14 protein-coding genes and 2 tRNA genes are annotated in these 18,566 nt (G+C 60.9%); 13 read left to right on the plus strand and 3 right to left on the minus strand.

Annotated features, from left to right (window positions below; all coding sequences use genetic code 11):
* Positions 1–15: 15 nt before the first annotated feature.
* The 13 genes from glmM (at position 16) to PFU01S_RS19705 (ending at position 12,401) form a co-directional block, all read left to right on the plus strand.
* Positions 16–1,356 carry a phosphoglucosamine mutase gene (glmM, locus tag PFU01S_RS19645; protein ID WP_027915412.1) on the plus strand — a complete coding sequence of 447 codons (1,341 nt, stop codon included), beginning with the start codon at positions 16–18 and terminating at the stop codon, positions 1,354–1,356.
* Between the two features lie 65 nt (positions 1,357–1,421).
* Positions 1,422–2,177, plus strand: coding sequence for a triose-phosphate isomerase (tpiA, locus tag PFU01S_RS19650; protein WP_027915411.1), 756 nt, complete (start codon positions 1,422–1,424; stop codon positions 2,175–2,177).
* Between the two features lie 4 nt (positions 2,178–2,181).
* Positions 2,182–2,580 (plus strand): preprotein translocase subunit SecG, encoded by a 399-nt coding sequence (secG, locus tag PFU01S_RS19655; RefSeq protein ID WP_027915410.1) that lies wholly within the window; start codon positions 2,182–2,184, stop codon positions 2,578–2,580.
* 19 nt (positions 2,581–2,599) lie between these two features.
* Positions 2,600–2,685, plus strand: a tRNA-Leu gene (locus PFU01S_RS19660).
* 100 nt (positions 2,686–2,785) lie between these two features.
* Positions 2,786–2,862, plus strand: a tRNA-Met gene (locus tag PFU01S_RS19665).
* Positions 2,863–2,991: 129 nt separating this feature from the next.
* Positions 2,992–3,450: a ribosome maturation factor RimP gene (gene rimP / locus PFU01S_RS19670; protein ID WP_027915409.1), complete on the plus strand. Its 459-nt coding sequence runs from the start codon at positions 2,992–2,994 to the stop codon at positions 3,448–3,450.
* 59 nt (positions 3,451–3,509) lie between these two features.
* Positions 3,510–4,991 (plus strand): transcription termination factor NusA, encoded by a 1,482-nt coding sequence (gene nusA / locus PFU01S_RS19675; RefSeq protein WP_023533184.1) that lies wholly within the window; start codon positions 3,510–3,512, stop codon positions 4,989–4,991.
* Between the two features lie 27 nt (positions 4,992–5,018).
* Positions 5,019–7,547 carry a translation initiation factor IF-2 gene (infB, locus tag PFU01S_RS19680; RefSeq protein WP_027915408.1) on the plus strand — a complete coding sequence of 843 codons (2,529 nt, stop codon included), beginning with the start codon at positions 5,019–5,021 and terminating at the stop codon, positions 7,545–7,547.
* Between the two features lie 114 nt (positions 7,548–7,661).
* Positions 7,662–8,060, plus strand: coding sequence for a 30S ribosome-binding factor RbfA (gene rbfA / locus PFU01S_RS19685; protein WP_028687810.1), 399 nt, complete (start codon positions 7,662–7,664; stop codon positions 8,058–8,060).
* A 3-nt stretch (positions 8,061–8,063) separates the two neighbouring features.
* Complete coding sequence (gene truB / locus PFU01S_RS19690; protein WP_027915407.1) at positions 8,064–8,981, plus strand: tRNA pseudouridine(55) synthase TruB; 918 nt, start codon at positions 8,064–8,066, stop codon at positions 8,979–8,981.
* A 150-nt stretch (positions 8,982–9,131) separates the two neighbouring features.
* The gene (rpsO, locus tag PFU01S_RS19695; RefSeq protein WP_023533188.1) at positions 9,132–9,401 is read left to right on the plus strand and encodes a 30S ribosomal protein S15; all 270 of its coding nucleotides are present in this window, start codon (positions 9,132–9,134) and stop codon (positions 9,399–9,401) included.
* A 249-nt stretch (positions 9,402–9,650) separates the two neighbouring features.
* Positions 9,651–11,756: a polyribonucleotide nucleotidyltransferase gene (gene pnp / locus PFU01S_RS19700; protein WP_023533183.1), complete on the plus strand. Its 2,106-nt coding sequence runs from the start codon at positions 9,651–9,653 to the stop codon at positions 11,754–11,756.
* Positions 11,757–12,050: 294 nt separating this feature from the next.
* A complete protein-coding gene (locus PFU01S_RS19705; RefSeq protein ID WP_027915406.1) occupies positions 12,051–12,401 on the plus strand; it encodes a BON domain-containing protein in 351 nt (116 codons plus the stop codon).
* A gap of 124 nt (positions 12,402–12,525) precedes the next feature.
* On the opposite strand, the gene PFU01S_RS19710 is transcribed toward PFU01S_RS19705, so the two are convergent.
* The 3 genes from PFU01S_RS19710 to acs form a co-directional block, all read right to left on the minus strand.
* Positions 12,526–15,462, minus strand: coding sequence for a DUF748 domain-containing protein (locus PFU01S_RS19710; protein WP_028687811.1), 2,937 nt, complete (start codon positions 15,460–15,462; stop codon positions 12,526–12,528).
* A 78-nt stretch (positions 15,463–15,540) separates the two neighbouring features.
* Positions 15,541–16,410 carry an oxygenase MpaB family protein gene (locus PFU01S_RS19715; RefSeq protein WP_028687812.1) on the minus strand — a complete coding sequence of 290 codons (870 nt, stop codon included), beginning with the start codon at positions 16,408–16,410 and terminating at the stop codon, positions 15,541–15,543.
* A gap of 41 nt (positions 16,411–16,451) precedes the next feature.
* On the minus strand, positions 16,452–18,386 hold the full coding sequence (gene acs / locus PFU01S_RS19720) for an acetate--CoA ligase (protein ID WP_028687813.1): 1,935 nt from the start codon (positions 18,384–18,386) through the stop codon (positions 16,452–16,454).
* Between the last annotated feature and the right edge of the window lie 180 nt (positions 18,387–18,566).

Consider the following 18,566-nt stretch of genomic DNA (forward strand, 5'->3'; position numbering starts at 1 on the left):
AACATTGGAGTCCCTATGAGCAGAAAATATTTTGGTACCGACGGCATTCGTGGCCGCGTCGGCGAATACCCGATCACCCCGGAGTTCATGCTCAAGCTTGGCTGGGCGGCTGGCATGGCGTTCCGCAAGCAAGGCCATTGCCGCGTGCTGGTGGGCAAGGACACGCGGATCTCCGGCTACATGTTCGAATCCGCGCTCGAAGCTGGTCTTTCGGCCGCAGGCGCCGATGTGATGCTGCTGGGCCCGATGCCCACGCCTGCCATCGCCTACCTGACCCGCACCTTCCATGCCGAAGCCGGTATCGTCATCAGTGCCTCGCACAACCCGCACGATGACAATGGCATCAAGTTCTTCTCGGGGCAGGGCACCAAGCTGCCGGACGAAGTGGAGCTGATGATCGAGGAACTGCTCGATCAGCCCATGACCGTCGTGGAGTCGAGCAAGCTGGGCAAGGTTTCGCGCATCAACGACGCAGCCGGTCGCTACATCGAGTTCTGCAAGAGCAGCGTGCCCAGCAGCACCAGCTTCGCCGGCCTCAAGCTGGTGGTCGACTGCGCCCATGGCGCCACGTACAAGGTGGCGCCCAGCGTGTTCCGTGAGTTGGGTGCCGATGTGACTGTGCTGCACGCCCAGCCTGATGGCCTGAACATCAACGAGGGCTGTGGTTCGACCCACATCGAGTCGCTGCAGGCCGCCGTGCTGGTCGGCCACGCAGACCTGGGCATCGCTTTCGACGGTGATGGCGACCGTGTGTTGATGGTCGATCACACCGGCGCGATCGTCGACGGTGACGAGCTGCTGTTCATCATTGCGCGCGACCTGCATGACCGCGGCAAGCTGCAAGGGGGCGTGGTAGGCACGCTCATGAGCAACCTGGGGCTGGAGCTTGCGCTCAAGGACCTGGATATCCCATTCGTGCGTGCCAAGGTCGGTGACCGCTACGTCATGGCCGAGCTGCTCGAGCGCGAGTGGCTGGTGGGTGGGGAGAATTCCGGCCACGTGGTGTGCTGCAACTACACCACCACGGGGGATGCGATCATCGCTGCGCTGCAGGTGCTGATGGCGCTCAAGCGCCGTGGCGAGACCCTGGCCCAGGCGCGCCAGGCGCTGCGCAAATGCCCGCAAGTGCTGATCAACGTGCGCTTCAGTGCAGGCGACGTGGACCCCCTCGAGCACCCGGACGTCAAGCAAGCCAGCGCGCAGGTCACAGAGGCCCTGGCAGGCCGTGGGCGGGTGTTGCTGCGTAAATCCGGGACCGAGCCGCTGTTGCGCGTCATGGTCGAAGGTGAGGATGAACACCAGGTGCGTCTGCATGCCGAAGCACTGGCAAAGCGCGTCGCAGAAGTTTGTGCCTGAAGCCGCTTGCCAGCGCGAATCTGGTTGGGTAAGATCTGCGCCCACTTTGACCGACGAGGTAAAGCATGCGTCGCCCTATGGTTGCTGGTAACTGGAAGATGCACGGTACCCGCGCCAGCGTCGCTGAGCTGACCGAGGGTTTGCGCAATCTTGCCCTGCCGAGCGGAGTGGAAGTCGCGGTATTCCCGCCAACCTTGTTCATCAACCAAGTGGTTGCCGAACTCGACGGCAAGGGTATTATCGTCGGCGCACAGAATTCTGCGGTAATGCCCGAACAGGGCGCGCTGACCGGTGAAGTTGCTCCGGAACAGCTGGTTGAAGCAGGTTGCAAGTTGGTGTTGATTGGCCATTCGGAACGTCGCCAGGTAATCGGCGAAGATGACGAAGTGCTGAATCGCAAGTTTGCAGCGGCTCAGGCCAAAGGTTTGAAGCCCGTGCTCTGTATTGGGGAAACCCTTGAAGAGCGCGAGGCCGGCAAAACGCTCGAAGTTGTTGGGCGTCAACTCAACAGTATCATCGAAGCTTTCGGTGTTAGTGTGTTTGCCAATGCGGTAATTGCCTATGAGCCTGTATGGGCCATCGGCACTGGCCTAACGGCCACGCCTCAGCAGGCCCAGGATGTGCACGCCGCCATCCGCGGCCAGCTGGCGGCAAAAGATGCTGAAGTGGCTGCGAAGGTGCAGTTGCTCTACGGCGGCAGCGTGAAGGCGGCCAATGCGGCCGAACTGTTCGGCATGCCGGATATCGATGGGGGTCTCATTGGTGGGGCTTCCCTGAACGCAGACGAATTCGGTGCAATTTGTCGCGCCGCAGGAAACTGAACAAATGCTGGAAACAGTCATCGTTGTTTTTCATCTGTTGGCAGCGCTGTCGCTGGTAGTGCTGGTACTGTTGCAACAGGGTAAGGGGGCGGAAGCCGGTGCATCTTTTGGTGCGGGTGCTTCCAATACCGTCTTCGGAAGTCAGGGCTCTGCCACCTTCCTAAGTAAATTCACTGCAATACTCGCTGCCACTTTCTTTTTGACAGCACTTGGGTTAGGATACTTCGCGAAGCAACAAGCTCACCAGCTTAGCCAAGCAGGTCTTCCAGATCCAGCCGTGCTAGAAGTGAAAGAGCAGCCAAAACCGGCCATCAATGATGATGTACCGGTGCTCCAAGAACAGAAGAGCGAAGCCACTCCTAATTCGGGTGATGTACCTCCTCCGGCAGAAGAGCAGAAGTAACGGGTTTCAAAGTAGTATTGCCGAGGTGGTGGAATTGGTAGACACGCAACCTTGAGGTGGTTGTGCCCATAGGGTGTAGGGGTTCGAGTCCCCTTCTCGGTACCATTTAAAGCTTGAGAGCCCGCCTTGGCGGGCTTTCTTGCAGGTGAAGGTTTGGATTTGACCCTCAAGTGGGTTCGGTCTTATACTTTCGCCCCAGCTTTGTCGCGGGGTGGAGCAGCTTGGTAGCTCGTCGGGCTCATAACCCGAAGGTCGTTGGTTCAAATCCAGCCCCCGCAACCAGCTTCAGCGAAGCCCCTTTTCAGGGGCTTTTTGCTAACCGAACAGTTCAGGCGTCGTTGTCCAACGGCGCTTTCAGGGATGGGCGCTTCGCCCATTTTTTATTTGCACAGCATGCACGAGGGGGTTCAGGTGTCGAGCAAGCTAGAACAGTTGCAGGCCTTGTTGGCCCCGGTTGTCGAGGGTCTGGGCTATCAATGCTGGGGGATCGAATTCGTTTCCCAGGGCAAGCATTCGGTATTGCGTATCTACATCGACAAGGAAGGCGGCATTCTGGTGGAGGACTGCGAAGCTGTCAGCCGTCAAGCCAGCGCCATCCTGGATGTCGAGGATCCGATCAGCAGCGAGTACACCCTCGAGGTGTCTTCTCCAGGCATGGATCGCCCACTGTTCACACTGGAACAGTTTGCCTCGCATGCCGGCGAACAAGTGAAGATCAAGCTGCGCTCACCCTTCGAGGGTCGTCGTAACTTCCAGGGCCTTCTCCGCGGTGTGGAGGAGCAGGATGTGGTGGTCCAGGTGGACGACCAGGAGTTCCTACTGCCGATCGATTCGATCGACAAGGCCAATATTATTCCCAGTTTTGACTGAGACGTGCCGGGCCCGACGGATTATCCGGGCCCAATGGCTTGCGCAAGGCGAGGCGTACGATGAGCAAAGAAGTACTGCTGGTTGTTGAATCGGTATCCAACGAAAAAGGTGTACCGCCCGGCGTCATTTTCGAAGCGCTGGAGGTGGCCCTGGCCACCGCAACCAAAAAACGTTTTGAAGACGAAGTCGACCTGCGTGTGGAAATCAACCGCCACACCGGTAGCTACGAGACTTTCCGTCGTTGGACCGTGGTCGATGAAGCCGACCTCGATGATCCGGCCATCGAAACCTGGCTGGACAAGATCAAGGACACGCATCCCGAAGCCAAGATTGGCGACGTGATCGAAGAAAAGATCGAATCCATCGAGTTCGGCCGCATCGCCGCGCAGACCGCCAAGCAGGTCATCGTGCAGAAGGTCCGTGAGGCCGAGCGTGCGCAGGTGGTCGATGCCTACCGTGAGCGTGTGGGCGAAATCATCTCCGGTACCGTCAAGAAGGTCACCCGCGACAACGTCATCGTCGACCTGGGCAACAATGCCGAGGCGTTGCTGGCCCGCGAAGACATCATTGCCCGCGAAACTTTCCGTGTGGGTGTGCGCCTGCGTGCACTGCTCAAGGAAATTCGCACCGAAAACCGTGGTCCTCAGCTGATCCTGTCGCGCACCGCGCCGCAGATGCTGATCGAGCTTTTCCGCATCGAAGTGCCGGAAATCGCTGAAGGCCTCATCGAAGTCATGGCCGCTTCCCGTGATCCGGGTTCGCGAGCCAAGATCGCCGTCCGCTCCAAGGACAAGCGCATCGACCCGCAAGGCGCCTGCATCGGCATGCGTGGGTCGCGCGTCCAGGCCGTATCCGGAGAGTTGGGTGGTGAGCGTGTGGATATCGTTCTCTGGGACGATAACCCGGCGCAGTTCGTCATCAACGCCATGTCGCCGGCTGAAGTCGCGGCGATCATCGTTGATGAAGATGCCCATGCCATGGACATCGCCGTCGCCGAAGACAACCTGGCTCAAGCCATTGGCCGTGGCGGTCAGAACGTTCGCCTGGCCAGTCAGTTGACTGGCTGGACCCTGAACGTGATGACCGAGAAGGACATCCAGGCCAAGCAGCAAGCCGAAACTGGCGACATCCTGCGCAATTTCATCGATGAACTGGAAGTCGACGAGGAGCTGGCCCAAGTGCTGGTCGACGAAGGCTTCACCAGCCTTGAAGAAATTGCCTACGTACCGTTGGAAGAAATGCTCAACATCGATGGCTTTGACGAAGATATCGTCAATGAGCTCCGCGCTCGAGCCAAGGACCGTTTGTTGACCAAGGCCATCGCTACCGAAGAAAAACTGGCAGACGCCCATCCGGCCGAAGACCTGCTCTCCCTTGAGGGCATGGACAAGGACCTGGCGGCGGAACTGGCGGTGCGCGGCGTGGTTAACCGCGAAGACCTGGCCGAGCAGTCGATCGACGACCTGCTCGACATCGACGGCATCGACGAAGAGCGTGCCGGCAAGTTGATCATGGCCGCCCGAGCCCACTGGTTCGAGTAATTAGGCGCGGCCTGAGGAGAGAAGTGCATGACGCAAGTCACGGTGAAAGAACTGGCCCAAGAGGTCGAGGCACCGGTAGAGCGCCTGCTGCAGCAGATGCGTGAGGCAGGTCTGCCGCACACCGACGCCGGTCAGGTAGTGACCGACAATGAGAAGCAGACCTTGCTGACTCATTTGAAGAGCAGCCACAAGAGCAAGGCGGAAGAACCGCGCAAGATTACCTTGCAGCGCAAAACCACCAGCACCCTGCGTGTCGCCGGTAGTAAGAGTATCAGCGTAGAAGTACGCAAGAAGAAAGTATTCGTGCAGCGCAGCCCGGAAGAAATCCAGGCTGAGCAGAAGCGTGAGCTCGAAGAGCGCCGTGCAGCTGAAAACGCTGCCCGCGACAAGGTTGACGCTGAAGTGCGTCAGCGCAACGAAGAGCAGGCGCGTCGCCAGGCTGCTGATGCCGCCGCTTCCGCTCCGGCTCCGGCTGCCAAGGCAGAACAGGCTTCTGCCCCTGCCGCTGCGCCGGTCGTAGCCAATGCGCCGACGTCGGAAGACGCTGCCGCCCGTGCGGCCGAGCGCAAGAAAGACGAGACCCGTCGCAACGAAAGCCGCACCCGTGATGACGACCGTCGTCGTGGCGAGGCGCCACGTGTGTCGATCAAGGTCAAGGTCAAGGAAAAGGAAAAGGCTCCGACGCCTCGTGCCGCGCCGCGTACCACCGACGAAGAGAGCGATGGCGCTCGTCGTGGTCGTGGTGGCAAGAGCAAGCTGAAGAAGCGTAACCAGCACGGCTTCCAGAACCCGACCGGTCCGGTCATTCGTGACGTGACCATCGGCGAGACCATCACCGTCTCCGAGCTTGCCAACCAGATGTCCGTCAAGGGCGCTGAAGTGGTCAAGTTCATGTTCAAGATGGGCACCCCGGTGACCATCAACCAGGTGCTCGATCAGGAAACCGCTCAGCTGATCGCCGAAGAGCTGGGCCACAAGGTCACGCTGATCAGCGATTCCGCCCTGGAAGACTCCCTGGCCGAATCCCTGAAGTTCGAAGGCCAGACCGAGTCCCGTGCGCCGGTCGTCACTGTCATGGGTCACGTCGACCATGGTAAGACCTCGCTGCTCGACTACATCCGTCGTGCCAAGGTTGCTGCTGGCGAAGCCGGTGGTATCACCCAGCACATCGGTGCCTACCACGTGGAAACCGACCGCGGCATGGTCACCTTCCTCGACACCCCTGGCCACGCTGCGTTTACCCAGATGCGTGCCCGTGGTGCCAAGGCGACCGACATCGTCATCCTGGTGGTGGCGGCGGACGACGGCGTGATGCCACAAACCCGCGAAGCCGTTCAGCATGCCAAGGCAGCTGGCGTACCGCTGGTGGTTGCGGTCAACAAGATCGACAAGCCTGGTGCTGACCTTGATCGCATCCGTAACGAGCTGTCCGTCGAAGGCGTGACCTCCGAGGACTGGGGTGGTGACACGCCATTCGTCAAGGTTTCGGCCAAGATGGGTACCGGCGTGGACGAGCTGCTCGAAGCGGTGCTGCTGCAGGCCGAGATCCTCGAGTTGACCGCTACGCCGACCGCCCCAGGGCGCGGTGTGGTCGTCGAATCGCGTCTGGACAAGGGCCGCGGCCCAGTCGCTACCATCCTGGTTCAGGACGGTACGCTGCGTCAGGGCGACATGGTGCTGTGCGGCTCCAACTATGGCCGCGTTCGCGCCATGCTGGACGAGAACGGCAAGCCTGTGAAGGAAGCTGGCCCGTCCATCCCGGTCGAAATCCTTGGCCTGGACGGCACACCGGAAGCCGGCGACGAGCTGTCGGTAGTGGCTGACGAGAAGAAAGCCCGCGAAGTTGCCATGTTCCGTCAAGGCAAGTATCGCGAGGTCAAGCTGGCCCGTGCTCACGCAGGCAAGCTGGAAAATATCTTCGAGACCATGGGTCAGGAAGAGAAGAAAACGCTCAACATCGTTCTCAAGACCGATGTGCGCGGTTCTCTCGAAGCGCTGCAGGGTTCGCTCGGCGGCCTGGGCAACGACGAAGTGCAGGTCCGTGTCATTGGTGGCGGCGTAGGTGGTATCACCGAGAGCGATGCCAACCTGGCGCTGGCTTCGAACGCAGTACTGTTCGGCTTCAACGTGCGTGCCGATGCCGGTGCGCGCAAGATCGTCGAGCAGGAAGGTCTGGATATGCGTTACTACAACGTGATCTACGACATCATCGAAGACGTCAAGAAAGCCCTGACCGGCATGCTCGGCAGCGATGTTCGCGAGAACATTCTGGGCGTCGCCGAAGTGCGTGACGTGTTCCGTTCGCCGAAGTTCGGCGCCATCGCTGGCTGTATGGTCATCGAAGGTACCGTCTACCGTAACCGTCCGATCCGCGTACTGCGCGACGACGTGGTCATCTTCGAGGGCGAGCTGGAATCGCTGCGCCGCTTCAAGGACGATGCCGCCGAAGTGCGTAACGGCATGGAGTGTGGTATCGGCGTGAAGAGCTACAACGACGTCAAGGTCGGCGACAAGATCGAAGTGTTCGAGAAAGTCCAGGTGGCTCGTACCCTCTGAGGGTGAGCAGGCTGCAAGCGCCTTGGCGGGCGCTTTGCAGCACCTCTTCAGGCAGCGCCCGGTCAGGCATCGTTCTGACCGGGCGTTTGCCGCTTTACGTTACAGGTAACAAGAATGGCCAAAGAATATAGCCGTACCCAACGCATTGGCGATCAGATGCAGCGCGAGCTGGCTGAGCTGATCCGTCGTGAAGTCAAGGATCCGCGTGTCGGTCTGGTCACCATCACTGCTGTGGATGTGAGCCGCGACCTGGGCCATGCCAAGGTGTTCATCACCGTGATGGGTGAAGAAACCTCCGATGCCGTGCAGCAGTCGCTCAAGGCCCTGAACAGCGCCGCCAGCTTCCTGCGCCTGCACCTGGGTCGCTCCATGCAGCTGCGCAGCGTGCCGCAACTGCATTTCCACTTCGACGAAAGCGTCAGCCGTGGCGTGCACCTGTCGGCATTGATCGAGCGTGCAGTGGCCGAAGACCGCCTGCACAAGGATGCCGACGAGTCTGGCACCAAGGAGTAATCGGTGGCCCAGGTCAAACGCATTCGCCGCAATGTCAGCGGCATCATCCTGCTGGACAAGCCCTTGGGCTTCACCTCCAACGCTGCCTTGCAAAAGGTGCGCTGGTTGCTCAATGCAGAGAAGGCCGGTCACACCGGTAGCCTCGACCCGCTGGCCACTGGCGTCTTGCCGCTGTGCTTCGGCGAGGCCACCAAGTTTTCGCAATACCTGCTCGACTCCGACAAGGGTTACGAGACGGTCATGCAACTGGGCCAGACGACCAACACCGGCGACGCCGAGGGCGAGGTGCTGCGCACCCGCGAGGTGACCGTTGGTCGCGCCGAACTGGAAGCCGCATTGCCCGGTTTTCGTGGCCCGATCAGCCAGATACCGCCCATGTACTCGGCTCTCAAGCGTGACGGTCAGCCGTTGTACAAGCTGGCGCGTGCAGGAGAGGTAGTGGAGCGCGAGGCGCGTTCTGTTACTATTAGCCGTCTTGAACTGCTCGAGTGCGAAGGCACCCGTGCACGCTTGAGCGTTGGCTGCAGCAAAGGCACCTATATTCGTACCCTGGTGGAGGATATCGGTGAAGTGCTGGGCTGCGGTGCGTATGTCGCAGAGCTGCGCAGGACGCAGGCCGGGCCTTTCGCGCTGGCACAGACGGTCACCCTCGAGGAGCTCGAGCAGGCCCACGCCGAAGGCGGCAACGAAGCGCTCGATCGTTTCCTCATGCCGTCAGACAGCGGGCTGCAGGATTGGCCGATGGTGAGCCTGTCCGAGCACAGCGCGTTCTACTGGCTGCATGGGCAGGCAGTGCGTGCACCGGACGCGCCGCAATTCGGCATGGTTCGTGTACAGGATCACAATGCCCGCTTCATCGGTATCGGTGAAGTGAGCGAGGACGGGCGGATCGCGCCACGTCGATTGATTCGGTCGGAATGACCGAAACCATGGGCCTAGGCAGGTGCCGAGGTCCGTGGAGCAGAGGGTGGCTGTCAGTAGGCACGGTCACACCTCTTTCTATTGATACAGGGTTAAGTCCCTGGCCTATTGGAACCCGTTCGCGGGGTCCGTTTAATCAGGAGAAGCCTCATGGCCCTCAGCGTTGAAGAAAAAGCTAAGATCGTTGCCGAACACCAGCAAGCCGCCGGCGACACCGGTAGCCCGGAAGTACAGGTTGCTCTGCTGACCGCCAACATCAACAAGCTGCAAGGCCACTTCAAGGCCAACGACAAAGACCACCACTCCCGTCGTGGTCTGATTCGTATGGTCAACCAGCGTCGTAAGCTGCTGGACTACCTGAAGGGCAAAGACACCACCCGTTACAGCGCGCTGATCGCTCGCCTGGGCCTGCGTCGCTAATAGCGGCCTGGTTGGTGGTGTGCATGGCGTGCCGCTGGCTTCGACAGGGCTGTTTCACAGCCTTGTCGTGGGGCACGCCACGCATGACTTCGAGGCTGGCAGCCTGGTAACTCGAGCGGTTTTTTCGTTCGGTTCCAGGCTCCCGGCCTCGAGTTGTATCTGGACGGTAGACAGGGCCGATTCCCTGCACTGCCCAAGCATTCGCAAGAAAACAGTTCCCCCAAGAGCCACTGAAGAAGGTAGGAAACCGTGAACCCGGTAATCAAGACATTCCAGTTCGGTCAATCGACCGTTACTCTCGAAACGGGCCGCATTGCCCGTCAGGCAACCGGCGCCGTGCTGGTCACCGTCGACAACGACGTCACCGTGCTGGTGACCGTGGTCGGTGCCAAGCAAGCTGATCCAGGCAAGGGCTTCTTCCCGTTGTCGGTTCACTACCAGGAAAAAACCTACGCTGCCGGCAAGATCCCCGGTGGTTTCTTCAAGCGTGAAGGCCGTCCTTCCGAGAAAGAAACCCTGACCTCGCGCCTGATCGACCGTCCGATCCGTCCGCTGTTCCCTGAAGGGTTCATGAACGAAGTGCAGGTCGTCTGCACCGTGGTTTCCACCAGCAAGAAGACCGACCCCGATGTCGCCGCGATGATCGGTACCTCGGCGGCCCTGGCCATCTCCGGCATTCCATTCGAAGGCCCGATTGGCGCGGCGCGCGTTGCCTTCCACGAAAGCACCGGCTACCTGCTGAACCCAACGTACGAGCAACTGGCGGCTTCGAGCCTGGACATGGTCGTCGCCGGTACCGAAACCGCCGTGCTGATGGTTGAATCGGAAGCCAAAGAGCTCACCGAAGACCAGATGCTGGGCGCCGTGCTGTTCGCCCACGATGAGTTCCAGGCCGTCATCCAGGCCGTCAAGGAACTGGCTGCCGAAGCCGGCAAGCCAACGTGGGACTGGCAGCCCGCTGCCGCCAACACCGAGCTGATGAACCTGGTACGTGCCGAGTTCGGCGAGCAGGTGTCGCAGGCCTACACCATCACCCAGAAAGCGGACCGCTACACCCGCCTGGGCCAGCTGCGCGATGAAGCCATTGCCCGCCTGAGCAACGAAGAAGCCGGCCCGACCGCTGGCCAGATCAAGGAAATCTTCGGCGAGCTGGAATACCGCACCGTGCGCGAGAACATCGTGAACGGCAAGCCGCGCATCGACGGCCGTGACACCCGCACCGTGCGCCCGCTGAACATCGAAGTCGGTGTTCTGCCCAAAACCCACGGCTCGGCACTGTTCACCCGTGGCGAAACCCAGGCGCTGGTCGTTGCCACCCTCGGTACTGCCCGTGACGCACAGTTGCTGGACACCCTGGAAGGCGAAAAGAAAGACCCCTTCATGCTGCACTACAACTTCCCACCGTTCTCGGTCGGTGAGTGTGGTCGCATGGGCGGCGCTGGCCGTCGTGAAATCGGCCACGGTCGTCTGGCGCGTCGCGGCGTGCAGGCGATGCTGCCAAGCGACAGCGAGTTCCCGTACACCATCCGTGTCGTCTCGGAAATCACCGAGTCCAACGGTTCCAGCTCCATGGCTTCGGTCTGCGGTGCCTCGCTGGCCCTGATGGATGCCGGTGTACCGATGAAAGCACCGGTTGCCGGTATCGCTATGGGTCTGGTCAAGGAAGGCGAGAAGTTTGCCGTTCTGACCGACATCCTGGGTGACGAAGACCACCTCGGCGACATGGACTTCAAGGTAGCCGGTACCGCCAAGGGCGTCACCGCCCTGCAGATGGACATCAAGATCAACGGCATCACCGAAGAGATCATGGAAATCGCCCTGGGCCAGGCCTTGGAAGCGCGCCTGAACATCCTCGGCCAGATGAACCAGATCATTGCCCAGTCGCGTACCGAGCTGTCGGCCAACGCGCCGACCATGATCGCCATGAAAATCGACTCGGACAAGATCCGCGACGTGATCGGCAAGGGCGGCGCCACCATTCGCGCCATCTGCGAAGAGACCAAGGCTTCGATCGATATCGAAGACGACGGCTCGATCAAGATCTTCGGCGAAACCAAGGAAGCGGCAGACGCTGCCAAGCAGCGCATCCTGGGCATCACTGCCGAGGCCGAGATTGGCAAGATCTACGTGGGCAAGGTCGAGCGTATTGTCGACTTCGGCGCCTTCGTCAACATCCTGCCTGGCAAGGATGGCCTGGTGCACATCTCCATGCTGAGCGATGCGCGCGTCGAGAAAGTCACCGACATCCTCAAGGAAGGTCAGGAAGTCGAAGTGCTGGTACTGGACGTGGATAACCGCGGCCGTATCAAGCTGTCCATCAAGGACGTCGCGGCTGCGAAGGCTTCTGGCGTCTGATCGCCTAGCGCTTCACAAAGGGCTCCCGCGGGAGCCCTTTTTTTTGGATCTATACTGGGCTGTGCCCGTGTAAATACAAAAACAGACACGGAACTTTTAGCGGACTTGCATCTTGCATGCAGGTTTATCGCGCAGGTTGCAGAATGCACGAGCGGTGAACGATGCGATGATACGTAAGTCATTGATTTAAAAGAAATCAAGCGAAGCGTAAAACCTGGCACAAGCCATGCAACTACCTGTTTACCTGCCGCCAGACACATGGCGCAGACCTTTCGAAAAACAGGAGTGACTCACATGAAGAAGTTCGCCATTGCTGCCGCTACTGCTACCGCTCTGACCCTGACCATGGCCAACGCCGCTTTCGCAGCCCAGGCCACCCAGGCTCCGGTAATGCTGGCTGCCAACACTATGGATGACGCTAAGCAAGAAGGCTCTGACACCTGGATCACCACCAAGGTCAAAGCGGATCTGCTGACCGAGAAAGGCGTACCAGGCAGCGACATCAAAGTAGAAACCAGCCACGGCGTAGTCTCTCTGTCCTCGGACGTCAAAGTGACCGAGTCGCAAAAAGAAGTGGCCGTGCGCGTTGCCAAGAACATCAAAGGCGTCAAGAGCGTAATGGCTGACGGCCTGAAAGCTGAATAAGGATCGTCCTGTCGGCCAAATGGATTTGGCCAGCTACAACAAAAGTCCCGGCCTGTGCCGGGGCTTTTTCGTGGAAGCTTTCATTGAGCCGCATAGGCTTGGCATCAAGCCTTAGGAGTCACGATCAGTCGGCATCCAGGTGCATTGGCGTGACAACGCGGCCATCTTTTTCGGGCTGCCCCAGGTGGGTGTCGATGAAGTACACCCTATCGTCTTCAAGCTTGGCTTTGTCCACCAGGTAATCCTTGATACTGCTGGCCCGCTCCTGCCCCAGAGTGCGTAACAGAGCCGTGCTTTCGGCCCAGAACTTGAGCACGGCGTTGCGAAGGTTGGCAGTGCGCGCGTCGCGGTCAAGCTGCTCCCATTCGGCAGGCGGTTGCTGCTTGAGGCGGCTGCGGTAAATGCCTTCGAGCATCGCTGGCTTGTCGGCCTCGTCGACCACCATCAGGGACGCACTGGCCGGTACCTTGTCACCGCGCCGCTGCAGAATCTTGTACCAGGTGGCCTGATATTCCCGCTCCAGACGCTGTTGGGCAAGAATGGGGCCGTCGCTTGCCTGAGCGCTGGTGCCTTCGATTTCCAGGCGCAGTTCCGGCCGCTTTCTCAGCCCTTCGGCAAGTTTATCCAAGGATGCTTGGGCATCGCCTGCCAGCTCGCTGGACCCGGGTGCAAAGGCCACAGTGCCCAAGTCTTCGGCGCCGCCTCCGGCAACAAGGCCACCGATGAGCTTGAACGGTGCCTGCGCGGCGCGCAGCACCAGGTTGCGCAAGGTTTGCCACACGATCGGCATCACGCTGAACTGCGGGTTGTTCAGATCGCCCGCAACGGGCAACTCGATGGAAATCTTGCCGTGAGTGTCTTTGAGCAGCGCCACTGCGAGGCGAATCGGCAGATCGACCGCGTCCGGGCTGTCCACTTTCTCCCCAAGTTGCAACTGCTCAACGACCACCTTGTTCTCGGCTTTGAGTTGGCCCTTGGTGATCAGGTAGTGCAGGTCCAGGTTCAGCCGGCCTTTGCGGATGCGGTAGCCGGCAAACTTGCCCGAGTAGGGCGTCAGGGTGGTCAGTTCGACGCGTTTGAACACGGCGGCGATGTCCAGGCTCGCGAGTGGGTCGAATGGGTTGAGGCCACCTTTGATGGTGACGGGTGCGTACCGGTCAACCTTGCCTTGCACATCCACCGGGGCAGGGAGGGGCTTGCGGTTATCGATGGTCCCCACCTGGCCGTTGAGCTGTTGCACGGCCGTGGCGAAATTGGGCGTGAGCGACAGGTCGGCGAAGTTGGCCGAACCGTCCTTGATCACGATCTGGCCAATGTGGATACCCAGCGGCTTTTCCTCGGTGGCACTTGCAGGCTGGGGCTGGACCTTGGCAGGCGCATCGTTTGGCTGTGGAATCAACAGGTCATTGATGTTGGTAGTACGGTCTTCGTTGATGATGAAGCGTGCATAAGGCTGTTGCAGTGTCACCTTGTCGATCGACAGGGCATCGCCATGCACATACGTCAGGCCATCGAGGTTGACCTGCTGCCATTTGACGAAGTCCCGGCTCTTGATGGTGTCGAGGGTATGCAACTGATTCACCTGCGCTTTGCCGCTTACCGTCAAGGCCAACGGCGAGGTGCTTTTCAGGTCCACCTTCAGGTCGCTGTCGAGCATACCGCTGCGCAGCTCCAACAGAATGAAGGGGCTGATGTAGGCTTGGGCTAACCGCAGGTCGATGTCCCGGGTGCCGACATCCAGCTTGGCCCACACCGGCGCCAGGTTGACCTGGCCCTGGCCCTGCAGGGTGCCTTGCTTGCCGATGCCGGTGTCGAACTTGACCGTGAAGGGCTTCTGGTTGAGGCTGTCGAAGCCCTTCAAGTCAGCGTTCAAGGGGCCTACGTCCAGGGTGACCGGTTCTTTTTGCGTGCGGTCTGCCAGGTGAACACGGTAGTTCCTGAGCTGGACATCATTAAGCAACACCTGCCAGGGCTTGCTTGGGGCCGCTGGCGTCTGCGGTGCAGCTGAAGCCCCTGCAGTGGGCGGCTCGGCCTTTTCAGCTGGTGTTGGCTTGCCAGGCTCGCCGGCAAACAGCACCTGCCAATCGAGCTGACCGTCCTTCTCCAGCGCTGCCCAGGTTTCCAGTTTTTCACTGCGTACCTTGCCGATCGTGACCTGCTGCTTGACCAGGTCGACGGAGGCATCACTCAACTCCAGATTGGCGAGCCTTGCCAACGGACGACCATTCGGAGCCTTGATGGCAAAGGGCGCCACCCGCACCGAGGCTTTTTCCAGACGCAGTTCGGTCTTATCTGCCAGGTTGAGCCGATAATGCGTGCTCAGGCTGAGCTTGCCGTCTTCCAGCACCAAGGGCACCGCATCGCGCACATAGGGCCAGAACAGCTTCATTTTGCTGTCGGTGACCTTGAGCGTGCCTTCGGACGCGATAGGCGCTAGGCTCAACGTGCCCTGCCAGTCGATGCGCCCACCGTTGGGACCGTTGGCCACCATGGTCATGTCGGCATTGTCATTGGCGAGGGTGCTGAGGTTCTTCAATTCCAGGCCAAGGTTGTCGTAGAGAAACTCGATCGGCTCGCTGGGACGCAGGTCTTCGAAACGCACGAAACCCTGCTCAAGCTTGATACTGCCGATACGCAGCGGGAAAGGATCGCCTGGGGGTGTATCGGGCTCGCTTTTGCTGGCAGGCAGTTGGAAAAGGCGAGCGAGGTTGAGCGTGCCATCTTTGGCAAATAGCACTTCGGTGCGTGGTTTGACCAACTCGAGGGCGTCAAGGTGCAGCGCGCCGGTCCATAGGCTGTCCAGCGACAGGTTGGCGTACAGTTTTTCGAAGCCAACCTGCTCTTTACCGGGCTCGCCGATCTGCAAGCCCCACAAGGTCAACTCAAGGCTGAAGGGGTTGAACTCGGCCCGCTGGAGGTGGGCCGGCACCGTGGCGTAGTGGGCGAGCTGCTGGTTGGCGATACGCAGCGCGACGCCCGGAAGAATGAAAAAGCCAAGCAGGCTGTACAGGGCGAGCAACGCCAGCAGTGCGCCGATGGCGCGAGTCAGTCCTTTGTACATGAATCGCTTCGTCTGTCCGGGCCGGGATGCCTTGGAGTATGGCACGTTAAATCAGTTCCGCTGAGGTGCGCTCAGTGCTTATTCGATGCCCATGCGGCGCCTGGCCCGGTGCGCAGACCCGTCGCGCATGGCCCAGCGCAATACCGGTGCGGTGCCTTGCACGCCCAGGCGGATCAACCGTTTTTGCCAATGGCCCGGTTCGAGGCCAAGCTGCTGTTGTGCCCACTGGGGCAGCAGCTCGATACCGGCGTGCAGCATCAGCTTGCCCACCGGTTTTGCCAGCCGGCTGGGCGCAGGGGCGTCGAGCAGAATACTCATGACTTCCTGACTGCGGGCATCGCAGCTCAGTTGTGGGCGCATCGCATGCAGGTAGTGTTCGACCTCACGGCGCGAGCGTGGCACGTCCAGGGCGCCCAGGCGTTCGGCGATCAGGGCGATTTCCTGGTAGTAAGCGTCTTGGTCGGCCAGGGACAAGCGGGGGTTGCGGTAACGCAAGTGAGCGGCCAGAAAGCTGCTGACCTCGGCCACATGCACCCAGGTCAGCAGGTGAGGGTCGCTGGCCGCATAGGGGCGGCCATCCGGCGCGGTGCCTTCGACTTGCAGGTGTATCCGGCGCACTTTTTCGATCAGCCAGTGCGCATCTTCGGTCGCACCGAACGTGGTCCCTGAAATGAACTGGCTGGTGCGCCGCAGGCGCCCGATCAAGTCATGGCGAAAGTTGGAATGGTCCCAGACCCCAGCGAGCGCCAGCGGGTGCAGCAACTGCAGCATCAGTGCGCTGATGCCGCCGACCAGCATGCTGGGGAAGTCGCCATGCACCCGCCAACTGACACTGTCGGGCCCGAACAGGCCAGGGTCGCCCTTGGGCGACTCCAGGTCGAGCTGCCCCAACGCCAGGCCGGTGAGGCTCATGGCTTGTTGTTCGATACGGCGGCGAAGCGCTTCCATGGTGACCTGCAGGGCTGGGCAGCCTGGGTAGCGGCCGCCGGTTATCGGTTCAGGCGAGTGTCGATCAACCCTTGGACGACGCTCGGGTCGGCCAGGGTAGAGGTGTCGCCCAGGCTGTCGAGCTCGTTACAGGCGATCTTGCGCAGTATACGCCGCATGATCTTACCCGACCGTGTCTTGGGCAGAGCCGGAGCCCATTGCAGCAGCTCGGGCTTGGCGAAGCTGCCGATCTCCTTGCCGACGAGCGCCAGTAACTGGGCCTTGAGGTCTTCATCGGGGCTGACACCGTTCATGGTGGTCACGAAGGCGTATACACCCTGGCCCTTGAGATCGTGGGGGTAACCCACCACGGCTGCTTCGGCCACGCTGTCGTGAAGCACCAGGGCGCTTTCGACCTCCGCCGTGCCGATGCGATGTCCGGACACGTTGATCACATCGTCCACGCGCCCAGTGATCCAGTAATGCCCGTCGGCATCGCGCCTGGCGCCATCCCCGGTGAAGTAGTAGCCGGGCATGGGCTTGAAGTAGGTGTCGACCATGCGTTGGTGATCGCCATGGACGCTGCGAATCTGCCCCGGCCAGCTGGCCTTGATCGCCAGCAGCCCAGCCCCTGGACCCTCGATGACCTGGCCCTTGTCGTCAAGCAGCACCGGCTGCACGCCGAACATGGGTTGGGTGGCGCAGCCAGGCTTGAGGGTCTGGGTGCCGGGCAGTGGCGTGAGCATGATGCCGCCGGTTTCGGTCTGCCACCAAGTGTCGACGATGGGGCAGCGGCGCTGTCCGACCTCATCGAAATACCAATGCCAGGCTTCCGGGTTGATCGGTTCACCCACGCTGCCCAGCAAGCGCAGGCTCGCACGGGAGGTACTTTGCAGGGGCGCAAGCCCTTCGCGCATCAGGGCGCGCAGGGCGGTGGGTGCGGTGTAGAAGATGTTGACCTGATGCTTGTCCACCACTTGCCAGAACCGCGAGCTGTCGGGGTAGTTGGGCACGCCCTCGAACATCAGCGAGATGGCGCCATTGGCCAGAGGGCCATACACGATGTAACTGTGGCCGGTGACCCAGCCGACGTCGGCGGTGCACCAGAAGACTTCCCCCTGCCGGTAGTCGAACACCACGTCGAATGTCATGGCCGCTTGCAGCAAGTACCCCGCCGTGGTGTGCAGCACGCCTTTGGGTTTGCCGGTGCTGCCGGATGTGTAGAGGATGAACAGCGGCGCCTCTGCCTCCATGGGTTCGGGCGGGCAAGTCTCGTCGACCTGCTCGATGGCGTGGTGGTACCAGACGTCACGACCGTCGTCCCACGCGACATCACCCCCAGTGCGCCGCACGACCACGACGGTGCTGACGGCTGGGCAACTGGCCAGCGCCTTGTCGACATTCTGTTTGAGGGCGATGCGCTTGCCGCCGCGTACGCCTTCGTCAGCGGTGATGACGGTGCGGCAGTCGGCATCGAGGATACGGTCACGCAGCGCGTCGGGGGAAAAACCACCGAACACCACGGAGTGAACAGCGCCTATGCGCGCGCACGCGAGCATGGCGAACGCGGCTTCGGGGATCATCGGCATGTAGATGCATACCCGGTCACCTTTGGCCACGCCTCGCGACTTCAATACATTGGCCAGGCGACATACCTGGCGGTGCAGTTCACGGTAGCTGATGGCCTTGGTGTCGCTAGGGTCGTCGCCTTCCCACAGCAGGGCGGTCTGCTCGGCCCGCGTGGCCAGGTGGCGATCGATGCAGTTGTAGCTGACGTTCAGTTGGCTTCCGTCGAACCAACGGGCGTGGCCGGTGCGCAGGTCCGACCGTTGAACCTGGGACCATGGCTTCATCCAGGTCAGGCGTTGCGCTTGAGTGGTCCAGAAGGTATCCGGGTCTTCGACCGACTGGCGGTACAGGCGGTCATAGTCGTCCTGGGAAAGGGCTGCCGCCTGACTGACGGCGAGGGCCTGCGGGTAATGTCGGAGATCGAACATGGCGGTGGTCCTGCTCTTGTAAGGGGCGAGGCACGGCAACGGCTATTGAGTAGGACAGTTTTGGGGGGAGGGGTGTTCAACCGGTCCGGCGATCGGGCGGTCACGGGCTACAGGGACGGTGGAGCTGCAGACTGGCTTGCTGCGCAGGCTTCACTCACGTGCGATAGGCGCTGCGCGGCA

Origin of the sequence: Pseudomonas fulva NBRC 16637 = DSM 17717 (genome assembly GCF_000730565.1) — a bacterium.
GTDB lineage: Bacteria > Pseudomonadota > Gammaproteobacteria > Pseudomonadales > Pseudomonadaceae > Aquipseudomonas > Aquipseudomonas fulva.